General features: G+C 58.1%; 23 protein-coding genes. 17 read left to right on the forward strand and 6 right to left on the reverse strand.

What is annotated here, in order from left to right:
• Positions 1-56 precede the first annotated feature (56 nt).
• Positions 57-1,592: a sensor histidine kinase gene (locus AC27VJ_RS10480; protein WP_488683959.1), complete on the forward strand. Its 1,536-nt coding sequence runs from the start codon at positions 57-59 to the stop codon at positions 1,590-1,592.
• Here the strand turns inward: AC27VJ_RS10480 and AC27VJ_RS10485 are convergent.
• Entirely contained in the window at positions 1,589-2,008 is a 420-nt protein-coding gene (locus AC27VJ_RS10485) for a diacylglycerol kinase (protein ID WP_488683960.1), read from the reverse strand. The two genes, AC27VJ_RS10480 and AC27VJ_RS10485, sit on opposite strands and share 4 nt — an antisense overlap.
• An 8-nt stretch (positions 2,009-2,016) precedes the next feature.
• A complete protein-coding gene (cobT, locus tag AC27VJ_RS10490; protein ID WP_113088022.1) occupies positions 2,017-3,039 on the reverse strand; it encodes a nicotinate-nucleotide--dimethylbenzimidazole phosphoribosyltransferase in 1,023 nt (340 codons plus the stop codon).
• Positions 3,040-3,139: 100 nt separating this feature from the next.
• On the opposite strand from cobT, the gene AC27VJ_RS10495 reads away from it, so the two are divergent.
• Genes AC27VJ_RS10495 through AC27VJ_RS10505 form a run of 3 tightly spaced genes read left to right on the forward strand, consistent with a single transcriptional unit; the run spans position 3,140 to position 4,875 of the window.
• A complete protein-coding gene (locus AC27VJ_RS10495) occupies positions 3,140-3,958 on the forward strand; it encodes an adenosylcobinamide-GDP ribazoletransferase (protein WP_488683961.1) in 819 nt (272 codons plus the stop codon).
• Between the two features lie 18 nt (positions 3,959-3,976).
• A complete protein-coding gene (locus tag AC27VJ_RS10500; protein WP_488683962.1) occupies positions 3,977-4,171 on the forward strand; it encodes a DUF1289 domain-containing protein in 195 nt (64 codons plus the stop codon).
• Complete coding sequence (locus AC27VJ_RS10505) at positions 4,168-4,875, forward strand: retropepsin-like aspartic protease family protein (protein WP_488683963.1); 708 nt, start codon at positions 4,168-4,170, stop codon at positions 4,873-4,875. Before AC27VJ_RS10500 ends, AC27VJ_RS10505 begins: the two co-directional genes overlap by 4 nt.
• 33 nt (positions 4,876-4,908) lie before the next feature.
• Here the strand turns inward: AC27VJ_RS10505 and AC27VJ_RS10510 are convergent, their stop codons facing one another.
• The 3 genes from AC27VJ_RS10510 to AC27VJ_RS10520 all read right to left on the reverse strand — a co-directional run bounded on the left by AC27VJ_RS10510 (position 4,909) and on the right by AC27VJ_RS10520 (position 10,584).
• Complete coding sequence (locus AC27VJ_RS10510; protein WP_488683964.1) at positions 4,909-5,490, reverse strand: transglutaminase-like cysteine peptidase; 582 nt, start codon at positions 5,488-5,490, stop codon at positions 4,909-4,911.
• 429 nt (positions 5,491-5,919) lie between these two features.
• Positions 5,920-7,053 (reverse strand): hypothetical protein, encoded by a 1,134-nt coding sequence (locus AC27VJ_RS10515; RefSeq protein WP_488683965.1) that lies wholly within the window; start codon positions 7,051-7,053, stop codon positions 5,920-5,922.
• 132 nt (positions 7,054-7,185) lie between these two features.
• Positions 7,186-10,584, reverse strand: a complete 3,399-nt coding sequence (locus AC27VJ_RS10520; protein WP_488683966.1) for a YhdP family protein — start codon at positions 10,582-10,584, stop codon at positions 7,186-7,188.
• Between the two features lie 178 nt (positions 10,585-10,762).
• On the opposite strand from AC27VJ_RS10520, the gene bcp reads away from it, so the two are divergent.
• From bcp to AC27VJ_RS10565, 9 genes are all read left to right on the forward strand, one after another.
• Positions 10,763-11,230 carry a thioredoxin-dependent thiol peroxidase gene (bcp, locus tag AC27VJ_RS10525; RefSeq protein WP_488683967.1) on the forward strand — a complete coding sequence of 156 codons (468 nt, stop codon included), beginning with the start codon at positions 10,763-10,765 and terminating at the stop codon, positions 11,228-11,230.
• Between the two features lie 99 nt (positions 11,231-11,329).
• Positions 11,330-12,601, forward strand: coding sequence for a M23 family metallopeptidase (locus tag AC27VJ_RS10530; protein WP_488683968.1), 1,272 nt, complete (start codon positions 11,330-11,332; stop codon positions 12,599-12,601).
• A 208-nt stretch (positions 12,602-12,809) separates the two neighbouring features.
• On the forward strand, positions 12,810-14,312 hold the full coding sequence (locus tag AC27VJ_RS10535) for a DEAD/DEAH box helicase (protein ID WP_488683969.1): 1,503 nt from the start codon (positions 12,810-12,812) through the stop codon (positions 14,310-14,312).
• A 2-nt stretch (positions 14,313-14,314) separates the two neighbouring features.
• Entirely contained in the window at positions 14,315-14,731 is a 417-nt protein-coding gene (locus AC27VJ_RS10540) for an NUDIX domain-containing protein (protein WP_488683970.1), read from the forward strand.
• 279 nt (positions 14,732-15,010) lie between these two features.
• Positions 15,011-16,084, forward strand: a complete 1,074-nt coding sequence (locus AC27VJ_RS10545) for a branched-chain amino acid ABC transporter substrate-binding protein (protein WP_488683971.1) — start codon at positions 15,011-15,013, stop codon at positions 16,082-16,084.
• 81 nt (positions 16,085-16,165) lie between these two features.
• Positions 16,166-16,843 carry a ribulose-phosphate 3-epimerase gene (gene rpe / locus AC27VJ_RS10550; RefSeq protein ID WP_113085925.1) on the forward strand — a complete coding sequence of 226 codons (678 nt, stop codon included), beginning with the start codon at positions 16,166-16,168 and terminating at the stop codon, positions 16,841-16,843.
• Positions 16,844-16,967: 124 nt separating this feature from the next.
• The gene (gene purB / locus AC27VJ_RS10555; RefSeq protein ID WP_488683972.1) at positions 16,968-18,275 is read left to right on the forward strand and encodes an adenylosuccinate lyase; all 1,308 of its coding nucleotides are present in this window, start codon (positions 16,968-16,970) and stop codon (positions 18,273-18,275) included.
• A 183-nt stretch (positions 18,276-18,458) separates the two neighbouring features.
• On the forward strand, positions 18,459-19,031 hold the full coding sequence (locus AC27VJ_RS10560) for an RBBP9/YdeN family alpha/beta hydrolase (protein WP_113085923.1): 573 nt from the start codon (positions 18,459-18,461) through the stop codon (positions 19,029-19,031).
• Positions 19,032-19,189: 158 nt separating this feature from the next.
• Positions 19,190-21,736, forward strand: a complete 2,547-nt coding sequence (locus tag AC27VJ_RS10565) for a sensor domain-containing protein (RefSeq protein WP_488683973.1) — start codon at positions 19,190-19,192, stop codon at positions 21,734-21,736.
• Between the two features lie 28 nt (positions 21,737-21,764).
• On the opposite strand, the gene AC27VJ_RS10570 is transcribed toward AC27VJ_RS10565, so the two are convergent.
• Positions 21,765-22,109 carry an ATPase inhibitor subunit zeta gene (locus AC27VJ_RS10570; RefSeq protein WP_488683974.1) on the reverse strand — a complete coding sequence of 115 codons (345 nt, stop codon included), beginning with the start codon at positions 22,107-22,109 and terminating at the stop codon, positions 21,765-21,767.
• A 246-nt stretch (positions 22,110-22,355) separates the two neighbouring features.
• Here AC27VJ_RS10570 and purC point away from each other — a divergent pair, with 246 nt between their 5' ends.
• From purC to AC27VJ_RS10590, 4 genes are all read left to right on the forward strand, one after another.
• The gene (gene purC, locus AC27VJ_RS10575) at positions 22,356-23,120 is read left to right on the forward strand and encodes a phosphoribosylaminoimidazolesuccinocarboxamide synthase (protein ID WP_062449937.1); all 765 of its coding nucleotides are present in this window, start codon (positions 22,356-22,358) and stop codon (positions 23,118-23,120) included.
• Positions 23,121-23,137: 17 nt separating this feature from the next.
• Positions 23,138-23,380, forward strand: coding sequence for a phosphoribosylformylglycinamidine synthase subunit PurS (gene purS, locus AC27VJ_RS10580; RefSeq protein ID WP_027673420.1), 243 nt, complete (start codon positions 23,138-23,140; stop codon positions 23,378-23,380).
• A 17-nt stretch (positions 23,381-23,397) separates the two neighbouring features.
• The gene (gene purQ, locus AC27VJ_RS10585) at positions 23,398-24,069 is read left to right on the forward strand and encodes a phosphoribosylformylglycinamidine synthase subunit PurQ (RefSeq protein WP_488683975.1); all 672 of its coding nucleotides are present in this window, start codon (positions 23,398-23,400) and stop codon (positions 24,067-24,069) included.
• Between the two features lie 72 nt (positions 24,070-24,141).
• Positions 24,142-24,552: a hypothetical protein gene (locus tag AC27VJ_RS10590; RefSeq protein ID WP_488683976.1), complete on the forward strand. Its 411-nt coding sequence runs from the start codon at positions 24,142-24,144 to the stop codon at positions 24,550-24,552.
• Positions 24,553-24,555: the final 3 nt, after the last annotated feature.

Here is a 24,555-nt window from a genome sequence, read left to right on the forward strand (position 1 = left end):
TCTTCTTAAGATTTTGCCATTAGGCTGCAAGTCTTTAGATCACTCGCGTTGTGTCCATGAGTAAGAGCGCTAGCACCACTGCCGACAAAAACATCGTCGACCGGTCTCGGACACGGCGCAACAAGGCTGTGTTCGATACGGTCAAGTCGACGCGTGAGCGCCTGCAATATGGCCCTGTCAGCGCCAACGCTTTCGAGCGTGACATGCTGCAGATGCACATTGCCGAGACCTTGCAGAGCGCAACCATCATGCCGCTCTTCATCGTTCTGGCCACCGGCGTCGGCATCTATATCAGCCGCGATCCGCAGATCATCGGCTGGGCCGTGCTGGCTTTGACTGCCCATGCGCTCGCGCTGTTTTTTGCACGGCGCGCATCGCGGCAGGAACTGAACGCCGCAAACATCGTCACCTGGAACAACATATTCCTCGCCACGCAGATCGTGATCGGCCTCGTCTGGGTGCTGTTTGCGATCCAGCGCATAGAGCCCGGCGATGCCTCGCTCATCATGTTCTACAAGGGCGCGACGCTGCTGATTGCGCTGTCGATCACGGCGACATCCAACTTCCTGCTGCGGCGCGCGACACTGATGACCTTTCTGCCGGTGCTGGTGGCGCTCAGCGTGACCGCCGCGCTGTCTCGCAGCCCGATGGAAATCGGTCTGGCGCTGATGTTTTCCATGGCAATGCTGTTTTGCCATCACGTCACGAAGCGTCTCTATCACTCCAGCATCAAGCTTCTGTCCTTCCAGTCTGAGAAGGACGACCTGATTGCAGAGCTGGAAGTGGCAAAATCCATGTCGGATGAGGCCCGTCGCAGGGCCGAAGAAGCCAATATGGCGAAGTCCCGTTTTCTGGCGTCCATGTCGCACGAGCTGCGCACGCCGCTCAACGCCATTCTCGGCTTTTCCGAAGTCATGGCATCGGAAGTCCTCGGGCCGCTGAACAACCCCCTATATAAAGAGTATTCCGGCGATATTCACCGCTCCGGCCAGCACCTGCTCGACCTCATCAACGAAATCCTCGATCTCTCGCGCATCGAAGCCGGTCGCTACGATCTGCATGAGGAAGCCATCGCGCTTCTGGAAATTGCCGAAGATTGCGTCGGCATGATCCAGCTTCGGGCGCGCGCCAAGAACATCCGCATATCGCAGCAGTTCGAAACCAGCCTGCCGCAAGTCTGGGCGGATGAGAAATCCATCCGTCAGGTCATTTTGAACCTTCTGTCCAACGCCGTGAAATTCACGCCTCAGGGTGGCGAGATTTCCATCAAGGCTGGCTGGACGGCGGGCGGCGGGCAATATGTGTCGATCAAGGACAATGGCCCCGGCATTCCTGAAGAGGAAATTCCCGTCGTGCTCTCTGCCTTCGGCCAGGGATCGATTGCCATCAAGAGCGCGGAACAGGGCACGGGCCTCGGTCTGCCTATCGTTCAGGCCATTCTCGCCAAGCATGACGGCCAGTTCGTGCTGAAATCCAGATTGCGCGAAGGCACGGAAGTCATCGCCATTCTGCCAGCCAAACGCGTGCTGCAAAGCATTCCCGCCGTGGAAGACGTGCAGGTGGTGCAGCCACGCAAGCGGTCGTTCGCTTAAAGCATTACCGGCGAAAAGAACAATGTGCTGACCAGCGAGTACAGCACGAAGCCGCCATTGGCGAGCAGCAGGCAGAATACCGCAAACGAGCCGAGATCCTTGGCATTGCGCGCTGCCGAGGAAAACTCCGGCGAAACGCGGTCGACGATTTCTTCGATGGCCGTGTTCAGGGCTTCCACCGAAAACAGCAGAAGCATCAGAACAACGAAAATCAGGTAATGCGGCAATGGTGCACCGATGACGCCCAGCAGCACGAGCCCCGCGCCCAGAGCCAGCACCTCGTGGCGGAATGCCGCTTCCTTCCACAGACGCATCAGCCCCTGCCCCGAATAACGGGCCGCGGCGAAGAGATGCTTGAACCCGGTTTCCTTGCGAAAAACCGGTTTAGGCGAAGGCGTGTTGTTGATGTTGTCCATCGGCGTGCTCAGTGGTCGGTGCGAGTATCGACACCCGCCATGGCGAATGTTGCCATTCCAGAATGGCACGCCGCTGCGGATTTGACGATACCGGCAGCAAGGGCTGCACCCGTGCCTTCACCCAGACGCATGCCAAGCGCCAGCAGCGGCGTCTTGCCGAGCTTTTCAACGGCGGCCAGATGGCCGGGCTCACCGGAGACGTGGCCGATAAGGCAATGGTCAAGCGCAGCAGGATTAGCAGCCTTCAGCAAGGCCGCCGCAGCCGTTGCCACATAGCCATCGATCAACACCGGAATCTTTTCCACGCGCGCGGCCAGAATGGCACCGGCCATGGCCGCAATTTCGCGACCTCCCAGACGGCGCATGATTTCCAGTGGGTCGGACAGATGATCCTTGTGGAATTCGACGGCGGCTTTCACGGCAGCAATCTTGCGCGCCATGACATCGCCTTCAGAACCGGTGCCCGGGCCGGTCCACTCTTCAGCGGTGCCGCCATAGAGCGCCAGATTGATCGCAGCCGCAATGGTGGTGTTGCCGATACCCATTTCACCGAGGCAGAGAAGATCTGTGCCACCGGCAATCGCCTCCATACCAAAGGCCATGGTGGCGGCGCAGTCGCGCTCGGAAAGCGCAGGTTCGCAGGTAATGTCACCGGTCGGGTAGTCGAGCGCCAGATCGAAAATCTTCAGGCCCAGATCATGGGTCACGCAAATCTGGTTGATGGCCGCACCACCGGCGGCGAAGTTTTCCACCATCTGCTGCGTGACGGAAGATGGATAGGGTGTGACGCCATGGCGGGTAACGCCGTGGTTTCCAGCAAAGATTGCCACCAGCGGACGTGTCACGGCTGGCGCACGACCAGACCATGCTGCCAGCCACATGGCGATTTCTTCCAGACGACCGAGCGAACCGGCAGGCTTCGTCAGCTGCGCGTTGCGCTCTTTGGCAGCCACGAGCGCGTGCGTGTCCGGTCCCGGCAGGTCGCGCAGCAGCGTGCGAAAATCATCAAAAGGCAATCCGCTCATGCTCATGATATCGGTCTTTCTGGTCGCGCCGGACGCTTGTGTTTTCCGGCAAATCGGTCTTTGTTGCGCTTCTCATAATCGGGGATGCGCGCAGCGACAACCTCAAATGCGACAAGCGCCACCTCAACTGTTGGAGAGACGATTGCGGGCCGGGGATTTTCTGACGGATATGATGCGCGCGCTGAGCTTTCTCAGCCGCATTCCGGTGCACGACATCTTCTTTGAAAACGAACATCGCACCATGGGCGAAAGCGCCCGCGCCTTTCCCGCTGCCGGTCTTCTCATCGCCCTGCCCTCAGCCCTCGTCGTGGCGCTTCTGACCCATTTCCATGCGGATGCGCTGCTGACAGCCGTCATCACGCTCGCCATCGCAACACTGATGACAGGCGCGCTGCACGAAGATGGCCTTGCCGACACGGCAGATGGCTTCGGCGGTGGTAGAAATAAGCATCGCGCGCTAGAAATCATGAAGGACAGCCGCATCGGCACCTATGGCGCCATCGCGCTCACTCTGTCGTTTCTCGTCAGAACAGCCGCCATCGCCGCGCTGATCCGCGAAGTCTCACCGCTTGCCATCTTCGCCGCCCTGCTGGCGACAGCCTGCCTTAGTCGTGGCCTGATGGTCTGGCACTGGCAGGCGCTGTCACCGGCCAGAGACGGTGGCGTTGCCGTATCGGCAGGTCAGCCGGGAGAGCGCGAGCGCAACACCGCCCTCATCTTCGGTTTGGGCATCGCCATTCTTTTCGGCCTGCCCTTCCTCCAACTGGTGCCGTTGGGTCTGGCGCTCATAGCCGCATGCGTTGCGACCCATCTGTTCAACCGGTTCTGCCTGCGCAAGATCGAGGGCCACACTGGCGACACCATCGGCGCAACCCAGCAGATCACGGAGATCGTGATACTCGCAGGCCTTGCTCTCATTGCGTGAAGTGCGGATATAAAGTCCATGGAAACGCCCTGTATCAATGTCTGCACGCTCGACCCGCAAAATGGCCTTTGTGATGGCTGTCATCGAAGCATAGATGAGATCATGGCGTGGTCGCGCTATAGCAATGCCGAGCGCAGCCAGATCATGGCCGACCTACCGCGCCGTCTCGCTGCGAGGAATACGGGAAACACTGAGGAGACTGCGAACGCATGAACAGGCTGACTTTCGTTTTTCTCGTGCTAGGCGTCGGTCTTGCACTGCTGATCATCAATCATGATAGCGGCCAGACCTTCGGCATCAATAACGAGCAATTCGGAGAAGCCGTTTATCTTCTGCCTATCGCAGGCCTTCTGTCGGTCGGCATCCTGGCGGGCAATCGCGGCGGCTTTTCAACGGTTCTGCGGCAATTGGCCATCTGGCTCGTCATCATCCTCGGCCTCGTCTCGGCCTATCTCTATCGTTATGATGCCCAACGCTTCGGAGAACGGTTGCTGGCAGGGCTGATGCCCGGCCGCGCCGTGGTCGTCACCACGCAGGACGGTGCGCAGGAAGTCATTCTCAACAAATCCATGAGCGGCCATTTCGAGACCGATGCACAGGTTAATGGCGCAGCGGTGCACATGCTTGTCGATACCGGCGCAAGCTCCGTTGTGCTGTCTCGCAGCGATGCGGAGGCAGTCGGCATCAATGTGGATAATCTGGCCTATACGGTCACCGTCATGACGGCCAATGGGCGGACATCCGTCGCCCCCGTTCGCCTGTCGGAAATCGCCATCGGCCCGATTGTAAGGCGTAATGTCCCTGCCCTCGTGGCACAGGATGGTCAACTAGACCAGAGCCTGCTGGGCATGACCTTCCTCTCCACGCTCGGTTCGCTGCAAATGCAAACCGATGAGCTGAGACTGCGCGACCGCTAGACCGTTCCCATTGTTAATGGGAAACGGTCTAAATCAGATTTCGCTCAACTGCTTGGCGCGCGGGCCGGACAGGATCACTTCCCAGGCGGCTTTATTTTCGAATTTCTGGCGCGCAAGGAAGGTGTAGCCGGTGCGATCCCAGGATTTGATCGAGCTGGTCATGTTGTCCAGAACGTAATCTCCATCCGCAAAGCGCACCATCAGGACGGCATGGTTGTTGCCACCACGGTCCAACACGACGGAAACCGACATTCTGCTGGCGGGAAAGCCCGCATCCAGCAGCGCCTTGGTTTTTGCCATGGCGTAATCTTCGCAATCCCCGCGTCCGTCTTTCGGCAGAGACCAGTAATTGCTGCGACCATAGACAACAGTGTCTTCGGCGGGGCGAATGGCGGAGTTGACCTGCCTGTTGACCTTGGTGACGAGTGCAAGCGCATCTTCATCGCTCATCTTCGTGCCGGCCTTGGCGGAACAGAGCCAGCCGTAGCGCTGACAGGCGGAGGAGAAACCTTCAGGTGCTGCGATGGAGCGTGTGGCCTGAAGCTGGCCTGCGGAGACATTAGAGCAAAGCGTTGCCGCGCCCAGAAGAGCGAAAGCTAAAACGGAAATCTTCATGATTATGCCAGTTCCTTCGAGGTAGCCTGGTGATCCAAGGGTTCGGCATCTGCCGCCCGACTCACGCAATAACAAGTAGGCATTCACACTGAAGGTGACCCGACATCACGTCGTACTCGAACTAAATGCACCTCTAAAACGCGCCTAAGGCTCACCTATTCGCATGATTAGCCTAAAATATCAAAAAAAAATTAATCTACCCCGTTTTGATATGTGCCAAATCGGGAATTTTTCCAAACGCAACAAACATCCCACACCCGGCATCAACCTTCACGCCGAACTACAAAAACGTTAAAAATTAGAAAAAAATCCTCAAATCAGAATAATACTTTTGGATAGTAACGCTGCGAATCTAGCTCAATGGAATTACAGTCAAGGTATTAGTACGAAATAATCACAGTATATCATCACGTTGTGGATAACATTTTCTTAATATAGCCTCCAGATTGCGGTCATAAAACTGCCAATCAATGGAGGAATCCCATGAGCAGTAAGATAACAACTGTGTTTTCGTGTATTGCAATCTTGCTGTCCAGTACCACACTGGCATCGGCACAAACGCGCGTACAAAGATGCGACCGGGTGAGGCCAGGGACGATAGAATATCTCCTGTGCAGGCCAACGGCCACAATTCCCACGACCCCTGACAACCAGGGCGACAACGACAGAAACAACGGAAATCCCGTAAGCACTGATCCAGGCACCGGCAGCAATCCCGGCGGCGGTAACCCTGGCGGTGGCAATCCCGGAGGTGGCGGGCACCATGGTGGTGGCGGACATCACGGCGGCGGCGGACACCATGGCGGTGGCGGAGATCACGGTGGTGGCGGTAACCACGGCGGCGGTGGAGATCACGGCGGCGGTGGCAACCATGGCGGTGGCGGTAACCACGGCGGCGGTGGCAACCATGGCGGTGGCGGTAACCACGGCGGCGGTGGCAACCATGGCGGTGGCGGTAATCATGGCGGCGGTGGCAACCATGGCGGTGGTGGAGATCACGGCGGTTGGGGCGGCGGCAATGGTAATGGCGGCGGCAACGGCAACGGTGGCGGAAACGGCAATGGCGGAGGCCATAGCGGCGGTGGCGGTAACCATGGCGGCGGTGGCAACCATGGCGGTGGTGGAGATCACGGCGGTTGGGGCGGCGGCAATGGTAATGGCGGCGGCAACGGCAACGGTGGTGGAAACGGCAATGGTAGTGGCAATGGCAATGGCGGAGGCCATAGCGGCGGCGGTAGCCATGGCGGTGGCGATCACGGTGGCGGCCAGAGCGGCGGCGGCTGGGGTGGCGGTGGCCACGAAGGCGGCAGCGGTAATGGTAACGGTGGAGGCAACGGTAATGGCAGCGGGAACGGCAATGGCGGAGGTCATGGCGAAAGTGGCGGTGGTCACGGAGGCGGTGAGCACGGCGGCAACCAAGGCGGCCATGACGGTAATGGCAATGGTAGCGGCAACGGCAACGGTGGTGGCAACGGCAATGGTGGCGACCACGCCGGCTGGGGCGGCGGCGGTGAGCATGGCAACGGTGGCAATGGTGGCAATGGTGGCCACGGCGGCGGCCATAGCGAAATCAACGCCACCTGAACGCCTTCGAGATGGAAAACTGGCAGCGCTTGCGCTGCCAGTGTCCAACACATCAAAAGGACTTCGGTAATACGCCATATCCATATTCAGGGCCGCTTCGAGCGGCCCTTTTTATTGGAACTCGAAGATCTGGCGGAAGACACCGGGCGCGATCAGGGAAAGTGGATTGATGGCGAGACGCGGCGAGTCCGTCTGGCCTGTCAGCTTGAAGGTGATGCCCAGCAGACCACGATCCCGCCCATTGCCGAGGAAGATGCCGATGAAGGGCAGTTCGCCAAACAGGCGGTTGAGGCCATAGGCAGGCATGAAGGTGCCGGTCATATCCATATTGCCGTTCTGGTCCTTCACGATGCCCTGAAAGGTCGCGCCGATCTGTTCGCCACGAACTACGCCGTTTTCCAGTGCCAGCGTACCGTTGACATAAACCACGCGGGCAAAACCGCGCTGAAATTTTTCCGAACTGACATCGATGTTGCGGCGAACCGCCGTGTTCAGGCTTCGGCCATCCTCGCCCGTCGGCGTCGCCACAATATCCTGCAGCTTGGCTTCGTTGAGAACGGCGAAATTGCGCAGGTCGAGCGACCCGCTCCAGTCATTGCCATTGGCGGTGGTCAGCGCCAGATTTAACAGGCCGCCGCGGACGCGGGAATAGAGATTGGTGAAGCGCGCAAACGAGCCCGCATCGCTAGTGGTCAGATTGATCGTTCCGCCATCGCCGCGATTGGCGGTCTGGGCAACCAGCGCCTGTCCCCGGCTGGTGACCGCCTTCAGATCGATGGTGCGCAGCTTGCCGTCACGCAAATTGATGTCCGCATTGACGTTGCTCATCACCTCGTCATTGAAGCCATAAATCTTATCCAGTTGCGCCTTGACCGAGAAGGAACCAAAGTCGCCGTCACCGCCCCCCGGGGCGGCATTGCTCTTGCCGCTGGAGCTGCGCAGCTTTGCGATGAGAGGCCGAAGATCGGCGGATTTTCCGCTGGCGCTGACCGTGTAATTCTTGCGCGCGGACGAGATGGAAACGGCAAAATCATCCTGCGGCGAAAGCTGGAAGCGTGAGAAATTGGCAGAGGTCAGCCCTGCTTTGTCGAAAGCCAGATCACCCGCCGCCCCGAACCCATCGCCTTTGAGCGAGAAGTTGCTGATCGACGTGCGGCCATCGACCGTATCCATGGTGAAGGAGGCATTGGCGGGAATACCCGCCCCCTTCGTCCAGCCAATTCCCGGCAGGATGATGGAGGCGTTGGAAAGATCAAGTTTCACGCCCTGCCGACGCGGATCGGAGCCGTTGATTTCCAGCAGCGTCGTGCCGCCCAGAAGCTTGGTCAGTTCCGGTGCGAGTTTGGCGATCTGCCCCGGCTCCAGCGTGGCCTTGAGCAGCATCTGCCGGGCAACGGTGCTGGATTTGCGCGTCGGCTGAACCAGATCGAGGTCCATCGGAACATCATCGATGCGGGCCTTGCCCTTCATGCGCAACGCATCATTGTCGATGGTCATTGGACCATTGATCGAAGACACATCGCGGCCGGCAAATGGCCTCGTCAGCGAGACGTCGTCCAGATCCAACCGTGCCGTCCATTTGGGCGGCGGTGGCTGCTGACTGTTCAGAAGACCAACGGTCAGCTTGGCATTGGCCTTCACCTGCCCCGAAAAATCCTCCGGCTTGAATTCAGTATCCTTCAGAGCATTGATGGGCTGGAACGTCGCCAGCTCCGCCACGGCATCGGCCGAGCCTGATACGTTGAGATCAAGATCGGCCGTCAATGGCTTGTCATAGACCGAGTCGATGGAGAACTTGCTGTTCTCCAGCGCCAGCGTGCGGTTGGACGGGAAGAACGATGTCGCCTTTATGATATCGACATTGATCTTCTCACCCACCAGCTCAAAATGGGCGGAAGCGTCCCTGAGCGGCGGTATATCGCCGGTCACGTTCAGGCGTGTATTGTCCACATCGAACCTGATCTGCAATTCGCCAGCCGAAAGCTCCAGCGGACAACCCGGCCCGCACATTCTGCCTTCCGGAATGAAGACGGCGATGGAGCCGTTTCTAACAGTGCCGCCAAACAGGTTGGCCACGACCCAGGGACGCGCCTTACGCGCCATCCAGAAAGGCCACAACTGCTTGACCGCCGTCGCCTCCATCTTGGCAATCTGGCCGCCGAAGCTGATCTCAGGCGAGCCCTTGCCAACGAAATGCACTTTAAGTGAACCGGCCATGTCGCCCAGCGCACTCTTTACATAGAGTGCCGGCACATCCAGCCGGTGCGTCGCCTTGTCATAGGTACCATCCGCCGTCAGGTCGAAGGTGACCGGCGGTTCTCCACCGCCTTCGGCAATCGCGGTTGCCTGCTCCATCCGCATCGCCAGATCATAGCCGATATCGCTATCCTTGATCTGCCCATGCAGCGGCAAAACGGTTTGGCCCAACGTCAGGCGGGAGTTCTCAACCGCGATGACGCTCTTGTCGAAGTCATATCTCGCATTGATAACGCCGCTCGTCACCGGCTGCGCATCGCCGCCGATATAGAGCTTGCCGTCGCCAATACCAACGGAGACCGCAAGCGATGGCTTGGTCTCGCCTCGGTCTCTGTTACCGACGATGTTGATGCCCGCTTTGACATTCAGGCCCTGGTGCATCAGCCCTTCTGGATCGTGCTGCTCCAGAAGCGGACCGATATCGAAACCATCCAGCCGTGCGGTAAAACCATCGATGCTGCCACTGGCACCCTTGGCCGCCAGCGAGAGCGTGGCAACCTCTCCGTTAAACGCGACATTTCCGTCCAGCGAATAACCGCCATCGCCATCGGGAACCAGCGAAAGCTCCCGCAGAGAAATTGTCCGCGGCTCACCGTCTTCTCTTGGCGGCAGGCGGATGGCGATGTCGGAGAGGTCGATCTCTTCCGTGCCACTGCGCTGGAAGGCCTGCGCAAAACGGTCGAGTTCAGTGAAAGCGAGGTCCAGATAGGTGGGAACGTCATCCACCCGCATCTTGGCCCAATCTATGGCTTGCCCCTTGGGCAAAAGCGCGGTGTCGAGTTCCATGCCCGTCGCTTCAAGGCTCTGGACGGAGACACGACCTGTAATCAGCGCCAGGGGATCGAGTGCCATGCCTATGGCGCGGGCTCGGCTCAGATGCTGGCCGGTATCCTGCTCGATGATATCGACATCCTGTGCCACCAGCGCCAGATGAAAGCCCGAGGCAAAACGCACGGAGGTAGAGCCGATGCGCGCCTCGTAACGTGAGCCGATGGCGTTTTCCAGCGCCTGCTTGGCCTGCTTGGATAGCGCACTGTCGATAGAGCCGGTTTCGATGGAAAGAATGATGCCACCGACCGAGATGAAGGCCAGAATCACCAGCGCCACGAAAACCTTCAAAAGCGCACGCATCATGGAGCGTGGCGCGGGGCAATGAACAATGATCGGATCTACCGCCTGGGCAGAAGGCATTGCATGCAGCGGCGTGATATCGCGCTTGCTGAAGCTGACCTTTTCGCCACGAATTTCCGCCATCCGCCTGTGCTTGCTCCCGGAATTGCCACGGCCCTGAAATCACCATCAAGGCCTGCTCGGAGTGACGGGTCAACCAATCACACCGTCTGACTCGCCACAAGACTGGACGAAGCTCTTATTCGGTATATATCGAATAGTGGCCCATTTACTCAACAATCCGGCGAAAGAAAGGTCACCCATGACAGATTTAGCAATTGGCGATAAAGCACCGGATTTCACGCTTCCCAGAAACGGCAGCGGCGACGTCAATCTGGCCAGCCTGGAAGGCAAAGCCGTCGTTCTGTATTTCTATCCAAAGGATGACACATCCGGCTGCACCGCGCAGGCCATTGATTTCAGCGCCATGGGTGCGGACTTCGAAGCCGCCAACGCTGTGGTCATCGGCATCTCGCCCGATTCGGTGAAGAGCCACGACAAATTCGCCGCCAAACATTCCCTCACCGTCATGCTGGCCTCCGACGAGGAGCGTCAGGTGCTGGAAGCCTATGGCGTGTGGAAGGAAAAAAGCATGTATGGCAAGAAATATATGGGCGTAGAGCGTACCACATATCTCGTTGCGCCAGATGGCAAGATCGCCAAAATCTGGAACAAGGTGAAGGTGCCCGGTCACGCGCAAGAGGTTCTGGACGCCATCAAGGCGCTCTGAAAATCGCGCCATGGTGCTGCGGCGCCGGCGAAAGTCAAAACTTCGTTAACCTTAACAAATTACTATCCGGCCAAGACGAGATTGGCCGGAGGTGAGATTTTGACGGAAGCGGGTAAAAGCCTGTCATTTGGCAAAAAGCGCCAGCAGCACGTTCTGATTCTGGCCAGCGGCGATAAAGTCCGCCATCTCACCATTCGCCCGTGGCTTGCCGCGACTGCCCTTTGCGTAGTCGGCCTGCTCAGCGTCGGTTACATCGGAGCGACTGCTTATCTTGTTTTGCGCGACGATCTGGTCGGCGCGACAATTGCCCGCCAGTCGCGCATTCAGCGGGAATATGAAGACCGCATTGCCGCGCTGCGTGCGCAGGTGGATCGCGTCACCTCCAAACAGTTGCTGGATCAGCAGGTGGTTGAGCGAAAGGTCGAGCTTCTTTTACAGCAGCAGAACGCCCTCACCTCCCGCCATGGCCGCATGAGCGAGCTTCTGGAGCGCGCCGAAAAATCAGGCCTATCCGAAAACACCAATGAGAAAAGCCCGGTCAACGCCTACGCGCCTGACAAGAGAGCGAGCCTTTCCGGAGCGTCCAGCGCCATCGGCAATCTCATGGCATCGTCCTCTTCCGGCAGCGGGCTGAAGGGCAGCCTCACCTATGGCGCCACCAGCGACAAACTCTCCGACCGCAGCCTTGCCAAGATGATCACCTCGCTCAGCAAGGTCGAAAACGACCAGCTAAGCCGAATCGCCTCGCTGACGATAGGTGCCGAAAACAAGGCCGACGCGATGGCCGACATCATTCGCAGAACCGGAATCAAAATCGACGACTCCGCCGATCAAGCGATCGGTGGCCCCTTCGTTGAGCCGGTCAATGATAGCGCTGGCACCTTCGAAACATCGCTCAGTAATCTCGACAGCGCTCTCAACCGGCTGGAAACGGTGCGCGGTGCAGCCGTGTCGCTGCCCTTCGGCAATCCAGCTCCGGGTCGCGAAATTTCCAGCCGTTTTGGCAACCGCATCGATCCATTTCTAGGTCGCCTCGCCTTGCATGCCGGCGTAGACTTCGTTGCCGAAACCGGTGCCGATATCCGCACGACGGGTGCTGGTACGGTCACAAGTGCCGGTTTTTCAGGTGGTTACGGCAACATGGTCGAGGTCGATCATGGCAAGGGCATCACCACCCGTTACGGCCATATGTCCCAGATTCTCGTCAAGGAAGGCGACAAGGTCAATCTGGGCGATGTCATCGGCAGAGCCGGCAGCACCGGTCGCTCCACTGGCCCACATGTGCATTATGAAGTGCGGCTGAACGACAATCCGGTGGATCCGGTGCGGTTTCTCGTGGCCGGAACAGAGCTGAAAACCTATCTTCAATAGAACAGTCGGCGCGATACGACTTGGTTATTGATTCCGTTACAATTGCCGGTCTCACTGGAAACAGTGGGGCAACCTGTATTATTTTGGGATAAATCCCTGTTTCCTTGACTTTCCGGCTAATTCGGCCTATTTCGCCGCTACAGTCTGCGGCGTCGCCGTTATGACAGCTAAGTGTTCTTTTCGAACCAACACGGAAACAGTTTTTCCTTTGACAACATTCTCTGATCTTGGCCTGAGCCAAAAAGTTCTTTCCGCTATCGAAAGTGCCGGCTACACGACACCGACACCCATTCAGGCAGGCGCAATTCCGCCAGCGCTTGAACGACGCGACATTTGCGGCATCGCACAGACGGGTACGGGCAAAACCGCATCCTTCGTGCTGCCAATGTTGACCCTGCTGGAAAAAGGCCGTGCGCGCGCAAGAATGCCGCGAACCCTCATTCTGGAGCCCACTCGCGAACTCGCCGCACAGGTGGCTGAGAACTTCGAGAAATACGGCAAGAACCACAAGCTCAACGTCGCCCTTCTCATCGGCGGCGTCTCCTTCGAAGAGCAAGACCGCAAGCTGGAGCGCGGCGCAGATGTTTTGATCTGCACCCCGGGTCGCCTGCTCGACCATTGCGAACGCGGCAAGCTTTTGATGACCGGCGTCGAAATCCTCGTGATCGACGAAGCCGACCGCATGCTGGATATGGGCTTCATCCCGGATATCGAACGCATCGCGAAGATGATTCCCTTCACCCGTCAGACCCTGTTCTTCTCGGCCACCATGCCGCCAGAAATTCAGAAGCTGGCCGACCGCTTCCTGCAGAACCCCGTTCGCATCGAAGTGGCAAAGCCATCCTCGACGGCAAAGACGGTGACGCAGCGTATCGTCGCCACGCACGACAAGGATTATGAGAAGCGCGCCGTTCTGCGTGAGCTCATCAATGCGCAGACCGAGTTGAAGAATGCGATCATCTTCTGCAATCGCAAGAAGGATGTCGCTGACCTGTTCCGCTCGCTGGAACGTCACGGCTTCTCCGTCGGCGCGCTGCATGGTGACATGGACCAGAACTCGCGCACCAAGATGCTGGCGGGCTTCAAGGACAATCAGATCACCTTGCTCGTCGCATCCGACGTTGCGGCGCGCGGTCTCGATATTCCCGATGTCAGCCACGTTTTCAACTTCGATGTTCCGATCCATGCGGAAGACTATGTTCACCGCATCGGCCGTACCGGCCGCGCAGGCCGCTCCGGCGCTGCCTTTACGCTCGTCAACCGTCGCGACACGAAGTATCTCGACGCCATCGAAAAGCTGATCAACGAAAAGATCGAATGGCTGAACGGTGACCTGTCCGAGCTTCCAGCTCCGATGGAAAGCTTTGCTTCCGAGCGCCCGCGCCGTGGCAAGGAAAAAGAACAGCGCGGTCGTGGCCGCGACAGAAACCGCCGCGATGTGGTTCCTCAGACCGAACCAGAAGTCAAAACCATTCAGCCAGCAGCAGCCATCGTGGATGTTGCGGCCAACGGAGGCGAAAAGTTGAAGGCAGAGCGCAAGCACGAAAAGGCACCTCGCAATTTCGAGCGGAACCACACCACGTCTCCTGCAAACGACGACAATCGCGAGCGTCGCCGCCACTACCGCGATTATGACGATGGCCCGACACCTGTCGGCTTCGGCGATGACATTCCTGCCTTCATGCTGATCGTGGCAAACGCGAAAGCGTGAGCATGAAACCCGGCATTGATTTTCCGGGTGTCGGCTCTGGCCTTGTCATCCAGCGAGATGGCAAGGTCTTGCTTTACAAGCGGGTCAATCCGCCGGAAGCAGGACATTGGAGCATCGTCGGCGGCAAAGTGGACCACATGGAATCCGCCGCCACCGCCGCAAAACGCGAAGCCGAAGAAGAAACCGGCCTAGCCATTGGCGACGTCAACTTCCTTTGCATCAGCGAACAGATCATTCCCTCGGACGGCCAGCACTGGCTATCGCTTATTTATGTCGCAGACGATGTGCACGGGGAACCAAGCCTGACAGAACCGGATAAATTATCCGATATGGGCTGGTTCGACATGAACGACGCCCCGCAGCCACTATCGCTTTTCGCGCAAGATGCGTTCCGGCATTTGCGCAAGCGGAGTGCGTGACGGCTACGGAGCCCCTACATTGCTGAAAATACGCCAAATTTCGTCCTGCTGGCGCCTTTTCGAAAGCATTGCCTCTTTTGTAAACGGTTCTGTGTCGATAAACATCTCTCAGCCTGTTCAAGAATTGCTGCTGGCCTGGCGAAAATGGTGATTTCGAGAACCGGAGTGGAGCGTACTTAACGTATGTGAGCACCGGAAGCGCAGAAATTACCATTTGCAGTCGGCCAGCGGCGATTATTGGATATGCTGTCAGGACAGGAAGAGGAACACAGCCGCCCGATGCCATTATTTCGCCTGCTCATCATCGCTGCCAGTGTTGCCTTTGCCGGCACAGCAAGTGCTGCCACCATCGGTGTCGTTGCGCCGCAAAATGGTGCCTATGAGATGCTGGGCTCGCAAATCCGTCAGGGCGTCAAGATTGCAGCGGCCAAGGCTGGCCTCGATGTCATGGAAATTCATGAGAGCTGTGAAGAAGGTAGTGGCGGTGCCATCGCCGATGGCTTGGTTGCGGCCAAGGTCAGCATCGTTGTCGGCTTTCTGTGCACGGAAACTCTGCCTGAGGCACTGCCCACGCTCAAAAATGCAGCGATCCCAGCCATTACCCTCTCCAGCCGCGCCTCTGGCCTGATGGAAGATACGTTAAAGCGCGGCTGGCCACTCTTCCGGTTGGGGCCGTCGGATACGGATGAATCGGCAGCGGCAATCGACGCCATTCTGCGTGACTGGAAAGGCCACTCCTTTGGTCTCATCGATGATGGCACGATCTATAGCCGCGAACTGGTAGACCGCATCCGCGCCAAGCTGGAAGAATCCGGCCTCAAGCCCACCTTTACCGATACGCTACGCCCCGCGCAGGAACAGCAGGTCGCGCTCGTCCGTCGGCTCAGCCGCACTGGCGTCACGCATGTCTTCATCGGCGCGGAACGCAACGATGTCGCGATCATCGCCCGCGACGCAGCAGCCGAAAAGGCGCCGCTGACGATCATGTCCGGTGATACGATGCGCGCCGCCAACAACCCGGTGCCTTTGCAGCCGGGCGTTCTGGCCATCACCATCCCCGATTACGCCGCCTTGCCTTCGGCTGCGGACGCGGTCAAGGAACTCCGTGCTGCCAATGTCGAGCCGGAGGGGTACGCCCTGCCCGCCTATGCAGCCACGCAGATTGCCGCAAAGCTTGTTGAGCTGGCGGAGGCGCAGAACAAGCCGGCCCCCGCCGTTCTGGTCGGCACCGCTTTTGAAACCGCCATCGGCCAGATCACTTTCAACGACCGTCACGAATTGCAGACCAATCCATACCGCCTCCAGAAATGGGATGGCACGGCCTTCGTTCCTGTGGACCGCGCCGAGCGCTAAGCCCAATTGGCCGTGTGACGATTGTTGATACCGCGCATCGGTGGTAAAGCGCGCAAACCTTTGTAGTAGGAGCTTTTGCAGATGTCTCTTCCCGTGCGGATCGCCCCCTCCATTCTTGCCGCCAATTTTGCAAAACTCGGACAGGAAGTGGCCGATGTGACGGCGGCGGGTGCCGACTGGATTCACCTCGATGTCATGGACGGCCATTTCGTGCCGAACATCTCCTTCGGGCCAGATGTTATCAAGGCTCTGCGCCCGCACAGCCAGGCCTTCTTCGATTGCCATCTGATGATCGCGCCTGCCGATCCCTATCTTGAAGCCTTCGCCAAGGCTGGCTGCGATGGCATCACGGTTCATGCCGAGGCTGGCCCGCATCTGCACCGCTCGCTGCAAACCATTCGCTCGCTGGGCAAGAAGGTCGGTGTGACGCTCAACCCGGCCACACCGCTGTCGGTTCTGGAAAACGTGCTCGATGATGTCGATCTCATCCTCATCATGAGCGTCAACCCCGGCTTCGGTGGCCAGAAATTCATTCCCGCCATGCTGGACAAGATCCGCGCCGCCAAGTCGCTGATCGGTGACAGGCCAATTGAACTCGAAGTGGATGGCGGCATCACCATCGCGACGGCAGGAAGCGCGATTGCTGCTGGTGCCAACGTTCTCGTTGCCGGTTCAGCCATCTTCAAGGGTGACGGGGTCGAAGACTATCGCACCATGGTCAGCGCCGTGCGCGCGTCCGCAGAACAGGGCCGCAGCTAAGCGGCCAACCAAGTGGCGGCCCCTGCCCTTCGCCACTTTCCCCCTCGGCCCTCGAATGCGTTGAGATTGCCGGAACACTTTGCTAAAGGGGCAGAAAAATTTCCTCGTATAGAAAGCCATTGCCATGATCCCTCGTTATTCCAGACCGGAAATGGTCGCAATCTGGTCGCCGGAAACCAAGTTCCGCATCTGGTTCGAAATCGAGGCGCATGCCTGTGATGCTCTCGCCGAAATCGGCGTCATCCCCAAGGATGCAGCCAAGACCATCTGGGAAAAGGGCGGCGCCGCGGAATTCGATGTGGCGCGTATCGATGAGATCGAAGCCGTCACCAAGCATGATGTCATCGCCTTCCTGACCCATCTGGCAGAATTCGTCGGCCCCGACAGCCGTTTCATCCACCAGGGCATGACCTCTTCGGACGTTCTCGACACGACACTCAATATTCAGTTGGTGCGCGCCGCCGATCTGCTGATTGCAGATATGGACCGCGTTCTTTCAGCACTCAAGACTCGCGCTTTCGAACACAAGGACACGGTTCGCATCGGTCGCAGCCATGGTATTCATGCCGAGCCGACAACGATGGGCCTGACCTTTGCCCGCTTCTATGCGGAGATGGACCGCAACCGCGCCCGCCTCGTCGCAGCCCGTGCGGAAATCGCGACCGGTGCCATTTCCGGCGCAGTCGGTACCTTCGCTAATATCGACCCGTCTGTCGAAGAACACGTCTGTAAGGCGCTCGGCCTGTCGCCAGAGCCGGTCTCCACGCAGGTCATCCCGCGTGACCGCCACGCCATGTTCTTCGCAACACTCGGCGTCATCGCGTCTTCCATCGAAAACGTCGCCATCGAAATCCGCCACATGCAGCGCACCGAGGTTCTGGAAGCCGAAGAGTTCTTCTCTCCGGGCCAGAAGGGCTCCTCCGCCATGCCGCATAAGCGCAACCCTGTGCTGACCGAAAACCTGACGGGCCTTGCGCGTCTGGTGCGCATGTCGGTGGTTCCGGCCATGGAAAACGTTGCACTGTGGCACGAGCGCGATATCAGCCACTCCTCTGTCGAACGCGCCATTGGCCCCGACACGACGATCACGCTCGATTTCGCGCTGAACCGTCTGGCTGGCGTCATCGAAAAGCTGGTGATCTACCCGGACAACATGTTGAAGAACATGAACAAGTTCCGCGGCCTCGTTCACTCCCAGCGCGTTCTTCTGGCGCTGACGCAGGCTGGCGTTTCTCGCGAAGATTCCTACCGTCTCGTCCAGCGCAACGCCATGAAGGTATGGGAACACGGCGCTGACTTTCTGGAAGAGCTGCTTGCAGACGAAGAAGTCCGCGCAGCCCTGCCGGAAGAAACGATCCGCGAAAAGTTCGATCTAGGTTATCACACCAAGCATGTAGACACGATTTTCAAGCGCGTGTTTGGTAAGGCTTAAGGTCGAGAGACTTTCATCCTTTCTTCCGTCATCCTCGGGCTTGTCCCGAGGATCTAATCACGCTTCTGCGGATGCAACGTGGGTAGATCCTCGGAACAAGCCCGAGGATGACGGAGAGAGGATTTATCGTCGCTACCAAACCGCCACCTTGATTCCACCCACAATCACACCGAGATATGCGGCATGAAAGCATCAGAAGCAGATATCCTCATCGTTCCCGGTTACACCAACTCCGGCCCTGAACACTGGCAAAGCCGCTGGCAGGAGAAACTGTCCACGGCCCGCCGTGTCGAACAGGCGGAATGGACAAAGCCGGTCAAAGACGACTGGGTGGCAAAGCTGATCGAGGAGGTGAATGCCTGCACCAAGCCCGTCGTGCTAGTCGCGCACTCGCTAGGCGTACCAACGGTCATGCACGCCCTGCCGCAGATCAAGGACAAGATCGCCGGTGCGATGTTCGTGGCCCCGCCGGATGTGGCGAACCCGGATATCCGCCCGAAACATCTTATGACATTCGGCCCCTACCCGCGCGAGCCTCTGCCTTTTCCGACTATCACCATCGCCAGCCAGAACGACCCCTTCGGCAGCTATGAGCATGCAGGCGATATTGCCAATGCCTGGGGCTCGACGTTGATCGATGCGGGCATGTCCGGCCATATCAACACCGAGTCGGGCCATGGCCCATGGCCGGAAGGGACGATGGTGTTTGCGCAGTTTCTCAGCAAGCTGAAACCGCCTGCCGGGTTCCCTGAATAATTTCATTAGCAATATCAAATATTTCTCGACTATGACGTGCGAAAGAGAAATTTCCGCACGTCCCTTTTAACTGCAACGTAAGTCTGCGAGAATAGACTGGGAATTTCCGGCGTGCGTTCGTGCGCTATTTTAATCGATTGAACATATGGCAGGATCGCGTGAACCAAGATCTGTTGCTGAAAGATATTCTTGAAGCTCTGCCTGTTCCCGTCCTCCATCTTCGGGCCAGTGGCGATATCGTTTTCGTTCCGGCCAATTTCAATCTGGCCGCTTCCTGCGACATGCCCGGCCATCTGCTGGACTTCATCCACCCCGATGACCACGCAGGCGTCACAGAGACCTTAGCGACGCTGCCAGAAACCTCATCCACAGCGTTGGAGGTCCGGTTGCACGGTACCGACACCGTGGATCGCCATGCCATCCTGTCTTTAAGCGCAGTCGGCTCTGGCACTCGCGCGAGAACGCTTGCGCAATTTACCGATATCACCGAGCAGCGACATCGGGAAAAAGAGATCGCTTTTCGCGAGAGCCGCTGGAACAGCGCGCTTGTCAGCTCCTTATCCGGCGTATGGGACCAGAACCTCGCCACCGGCGCAATGTATGGTTCAGATACATGGAAGGCCATTCGCGGCCTGGCGCCGCACGAACCCATCGAGACCGATTACGACAAATGGGTGGATTTGCTGCACCCGGATGACCGGGAACATACGCTGCACTGCATTGAACGACAGAATGCGGGCGACCCCGCCTATACCGCCTTCCAGTACCGTGAGCGGCACAAGGATGGCCACTGGGTGTGGATAGAATGTCGCGGTGCCTGCATAGAACGGGATGATTACGGCAGGCCCGTGCGCATCGTCGGCACCGATACGGACGTGAGTGAGCGCAAGGCCACCGAACATCTGATGGAGCGCATTTCGCGCCACCTGAAGGTCGCGCTCGAAGCCTCGCAGGTCGGTGTGTTCGAGGTGAATTTCGACGCGGGCGAGACCATCTGGGATGACCGCATGTATGAAATGTATCAGGTCGATCCCAGCACGCCCGTCAGGATCGGCGGCCTGTGGGAATCGCGTGTTCACCCGGATGATCTGCGCCGCGTCGATAAGCATGTCTCCGACAAGATCGAAAAACTTCAGCCCTTTTCGGAAGACTATCGCATCGTTCTGCCGGATAACTCCCTGCGCTACATCCGGGCGCGCTCGCTTCCGTTCATCGACATCGATGGCCGCAAGAAGATGATCGGCGTCAATTGGGATGTGACGGCGGATGTGCAACTGCGCAACGAGCTGGAGCGCGCCAAGACACTGGCAGAAGCCCGCAATGTCGAGCTTGAAGCCGCGCGGGCAAGCATCGAACACAACGCGATGCATGACTATCTGACCGACCTGCCAAACCGCCGCTATCTGGATGACGTGCTGGAGCGCCGGACGCCGGGAGCGAAAAAGAGCAGACGCGGCATTGCCATCCTCCACATCGATCTCGACCGCTTCAAGCAGATCAACGACACGCTGGGACACCGCACCGGCGATGTCATGCTTCAGCATGTCGCAGATTTGCTGCGTAAGAACCTGAAGGCAGATGAATTCGCGGCCCGCATCGGCGGCGACGAGTTCGTCTTCCTGTCGCCCTTCAACGGCAATACCCGAAGAATAGCGGCCATGGCGGACGGCCTCATCAAGGAGCTGCGAAAGCCGGTTCTGCATGAAGGACATGAATGCCGGTTCGGCGCCAGCATTGGCATCGCCTGCGGCATCGGCGCTGATATCGATTACAAGCAGGTTCTGCTGAATGCGGATATCGCGCTCTACAATGCCAAGAAGCGCGGCCGCAATCGCTACGAATTCTTCTCAGCCGATACGCAGGATTGGCTCATCAACACCAAACGCGTCTCGGATGAAATTCTGATGGCGTTGGAGAGGGATGAATTCGTTCCCTATTATCAGTTCCAGTTCGACGCACAGACGCTCAACATTTCAGGCGTGGAAACGCTGGCACGCTGGAACCACCCGCTCGAGGGCATTCTGACGCCAGACAAGTTTCTGGCCGTCGCCGAAGACCTCGATGCCGTCGCAACCATCGACGGCATCATTCTCGAAAAAGCGCTGGCCGATTTCAAACTGTGGAAAGCGGCAGGCATTGCCATACCCACCTTCTCCGTCAACGTGTCAGCGCGGCGACTGCACGATCCGGCCCTGACGGACACGTTGGACGGCCTGGATATCGAGCCGGGTACGCTCTCCTTCGAACTGCTCGAATCCATCTTCCTCGATGACGGCAACGATATCGCCATTTCCAATATGCAGAAATTGCGCGCACTGGGCATCGATATTGAAATCGACGACTTCGGCACCGGCCATGCCTCGATCATCAGCCTTTTGAAAGTCAGCCCAAGTACCCTGAAGGTAGACCGCGAGCTTGTACGCCTGACGCCGGAATCTGCGGAGCAGCGCAAGCTGCTCGGTTCCATCATCGATATCGGCCATTCACTCGGCATCAAGGTGGTGGCGGAGGGTGTGGAAACGGCGGAGCATATCCGCATCCTGCAGGACATGGGCTGCGATTCGCTTCAGGGCTATGCGCTCTGCCGCCCGATCCCCCGGGATCAGGTGCCAAGCTTCGTCGCCGCCGAGGCCTGGAGGTCGGCAGCGACGCATATTCAGCGAAAGGTGCGTAGAAAAGCCGCCAATCTGCCGGGAGGCAAGTAGATCGCCGGCTGAGCAAGATGTTTGACGATCAGGCGACGGCCTTCATGTCGGGTTCTGACAATCCCTGGCGCAGGCTCTGGGCGGCAGAGTTCAGCAAGTCACGCATGCGGTCGTGGATTTCATCATCAGCAACAGTCACGGCAGCCTGTTGGAAGTCCGCCTGCAATTTCAGAAAAACAGCTTCTTCTTCATTGCCATTCACCGCACAGCCAGCGAGTTCGCTAGCGTAGGCGTCCGCGTTTTCTATCTTCATCAGCGCTGCTGCCCAAAGCCCGACAAGCTTGTTGCGCATGGCGTGAAGACGAAACGTCACATACTCTTCGTTGAAATAAATATTTTCGAGTGCTTTACCACGTTCTTTCAATGCAAACATAATTTCACCCCGGTTTTTATTAGATTATTATTTTCGTCCTCTTCGTGGGGACGCTTATGTTGTAAAATAAAACTGTTGAAAAAGCGTAATCATGCATTACGGCCTTCGCAGCAGTCACATGCAAGGTTAAGAATTGATGCGAAGGTGACCCCGACTCATTGTGGAATGGCTTCTTTTCCTTTATGGGACCGCTTCAACTGACGAAACAAATGCCGCCCTCCGGCACCAACCAAGAGATTTGTTAATATGAACCGTCGCCGCCGTATTTACGAAGGCAAGGCCAAGATCCTTTATGAAGGTCCAGAGCCAGGAACTCTCATCCAGTTCTTCAAGGACGACGCAACCGCCTTCAACAAGAAGAAACATGAAGTCATCGACGGCAAGGGTGTGCTGAACAATCGCATTTGCGAATATGTGTTCACCCACCTGAACAAGATCGGCATCCCCACACACTTCATCCGCCGCCTCAACATGCGCGAGCAGCTGATCAAGGAAGTGGAGATGATCCCGCTTGAGATCGTCGTGCGCAACGTCGCTGCCGGCTCGCTCTCCAAGCGTCTGGGCATCGATGAAGGCGTGGTTCTGCCGCGCTCCATCATCGAGTTCTATTACAAGTCCGACGCGCTCGAAGACCCTATGGTCTCGGAAGAGCACATCACGGCATTTGGCTGGGCCAATCCCGCCGAACTCGATGACATCATGGCGCTTGCCATTCGCGTCAACGACTTCCTCTCTGGCCTGTTCCTCGGCGTCGGCATTCAGCTGGTCGATTTCAAGATCGAATGCGGCCGCCTTTTCGAAGGCGATATGATGCGCATCGTTCTGGCCGACGAGATTTCCCCGGATAGCTGCCGTTTGTGGGACATCGAAACGCAGGAAAAGATGGACAAAGACCGTTTTCGTCGCGATATGGGTGGGCTTCTGGAAGCCTATTCGGAAGTTGCGCGCCGTCTCGGCATTATAAACGAAAATGAACCGATCCGCGGCACCGGCCCGGTTCTGGTCAAGTAAATTCAGGAGAGCATCAGGTGATCAAGGCACGGGTGACTGTTACGCTGAAGAACGGCGTTCTCGATCCGCAGGGTAAGGCAATCGAAGGCGCGCTCGGCAGCCTCGGTTTCGATGGCGTCGGCCAGGTCCGTCAGGGCAAGGTCTTCGATCTGGAACTGAACGCCAGCGACAAGGCGAAAGCCGAAGCCGACCTGAAGGCGATGTGCGAAAAGCTCCTCGCCAACACGGTGATCGAAAACTACTCTATCGCTATTCTCTGACGTTCAGGAGCCGCCCTATGAAATCCGCAGTCGTCCAGCTTCCTGGCCTTAACCGCGACCGTGATATGATCGCGGCTTTGACACGGATTTCCGGCAAGGCACCGGTCACCATCTGGCAGACCGAAACCGAAATCCCGGATGTCGACCTGATCGTCATTCCCGGCGGCTTCTCCTATGGCGATTATCTGCGTTGCGGCGCCATTGCCGCGCGCATGCCGGTCATGCAGGCCATCCGCGAGAAGGCAGAACAGGGCGTCAAGGTTCTCGGCGTCTGCAACGGCTTCCAGATTCTGGTTGAGGCAGGTATGCTGCCGGGCGCTCTAATGCGCAACGCATCGCTGAAATTCGTTTGCCGCGAAGTGAAGCTCGAAGTCGTCAACAACGACACGGAATTCACCCGCGCTTACGACAAGGGCCAGATCATCCGTTCTCCCGTTGCGCACCACGATGGCAACTATTTCGTGGAGCCCGAAGCACTGAAAGCTCTTGAAGACAAGGGTCAGGTGGTTTTCCGTTATGCCGAAGGCACCAATCCAAACGGTTCGCTCAACGACATCGCTGGCGTCATCAACGCCAAGGGCAATGTTCTCGGCATGATGCCACACCCGGAAAATCTCATCGAAGCCGCGCACGGCGGCAATGATGGCCGCGGCATATTTGCCTCCGCTCTCGGCGTCATCGCAGCGTAAATATTAACAAAGCCGAGTTACACCGGCTTTGTTGTATTTCCCTTTCATGGCCCCTATTCGTGGATTGAAGCGATGAACCGCCTGCCCCTTCGTAAAGCACTGAACATTGCAGGCCTTGGCCTCGTCGCGCTGTCTCTGACGGCTTGCCAGTCCGAGAAAAAACCGGCGGCGTCATCCTCTTCATCGCAGGCCGCTTTGCCGGTTATGGAACGCGTAGCGCTGGGTGCCAATGCCTGCTGGTTCAAATCGGGCGACCCGGCTTTCAAGGCCTATCGCCTTGCCCCGGAACTGAATTCCTTCTCTGGTCGCCCCCGCATTCTGCTGGTGCCGCGCAACAGCCCGGAATCACGCCCCATGCTCGTCGTGCAGGCGGAAGGCAACCCGGCCAAGGTGGATGCTTTCGGCCCCGCCATGAACGAACCGCATGCGGCGCGCATCACTACGGATGTGAAGCGCTGGGTCAATGGCGGCAAGGGCTGCTGATCC

This window comes from Agrobacterium sp. 20P9.1.2 (assembly GCF_057799395.1).

Coding starts and splice junctions, on each gene's coding strand:
- AC27VJ_RS10480 (WP_488683959.1), top strand. CDS start 57: ATGAGTAAGAGCGCTAGCACCACTGCCGACAAAAACATCGTCGACCGG.
- AC27VJ_RS10485 (WP_488683960.1), bottom strand. CDS start 2,008: ATGGACAACATCAACAACACGCCTTCGCCTAAACCGGTTTTTCGCAAG.
- cobT (WP_113088022.1), bottom strand. CDS start 3,039: ATGAGCATGAGCGGATTGCCTTTTGATGATTTTCGCACGCTGCTGCGC.
- AC27VJ_RS10495 (WP_488683961.1), top strand. CDS start 3,140: ATGCGACAAGCGCCACCTCAACTGTTGGAGAGACGATTGCGGGCCGGG.
- AC27VJ_RS10500 (WP_488683962.1), top strand. CDS start 3,977: ATGGAAACGCCCTGTATCAATGTCTGCACGCTCGACCCGCAAAATGGC.
- AC27VJ_RS10505 (WP_488683963.1), top strand. CDS start 4,168: ATGAACAGGCTGACTTTCGTTTTTCTCGTGCTAGGCGTCGGTCTTGCA.
- AC27VJ_RS10510 (WP_488683964.1), bottom strand. CDS start 5,490: ATGAAGATTTCCGTTTTAGCTTTCGCTCTTCTGGGCGCGGCAACGCTT.
- AC27VJ_RS10515 (WP_488683965.1), bottom strand. CDS start 7,053: ATGGCCGCCGCCGTGGCCACCATTGCCACCATTGCCACCGTTGCCATG.
- AC27VJ_RS10520 (WP_488683966.1), bottom strand. CDS start 10,584: ATGGCGGAAATTCGTGGCGAAAAGGTCAGCTTCAGCAAGCGCGATATC.
- bcp (WP_488683967.1), top strand. CDS start 10,763: ATGACAGATTTAGCAATTGGCGATAAAGCACCGGATTTCACGCTTCCC.
- AC27VJ_RS10540 (WP_488683970.1), top strand. CDS start 14,315: ATGAAACCCGGCATTGATTTTCCGGGTGTCGGCTCTGGCCTTGTCATC.
- AC27VJ_RS10545 (WP_488683971.1), top strand. CDS start 15,011: ATGCCATTATTTCGCCTGCTCATCATCGCTGCCAGTGTTGCCTTTGCC.
- rpe (WP_113085925.1), top strand. CDS start 16,166: ATGTCTCTTCCCGTGCGGATCGCCCCCTCCATTCTTGCCGCCAATTTT.
- purB (WP_488683972.1), top strand. CDS start 16,968: ATGATCCCTCGTTATTCCAGACCGGAAATGGTCGCAATCTGGTCGCCG.
- AC27VJ_RS10560 (WP_113085923.1), top strand. CDS start 18,459: ATGAAAGCATCAGAAGCAGATATCCTCATCGTTCCCGGTTACACCAAC.
- AC27VJ_RS10570 (WP_488683974.1), bottom strand. CDS start 22,109: ATGTTTGCATTGAAAGAACGTGGTAAAGCACTCGAAAATATTTATTTC.
- purC (WP_062449937.1), top strand. CDS start 22,356: ATGAACCGTCGCCGCCGTATTTACGAAGGCAAGGCCAAGATCCTTTAT.
- purQ (WP_488683975.1), top strand. CDS start 23,398: ATGAAATCCGCAGTCGTCCAGCTTCCTGGCCTTAACCGCGACCGTGAT.
- AC27VJ_RS10590 (WP_488683976.1), top strand. CDS start 24,142: ATGAACCGCCTGCCCCTTCGTAAAGCACTGAACATTGCAGGCCTTGGC.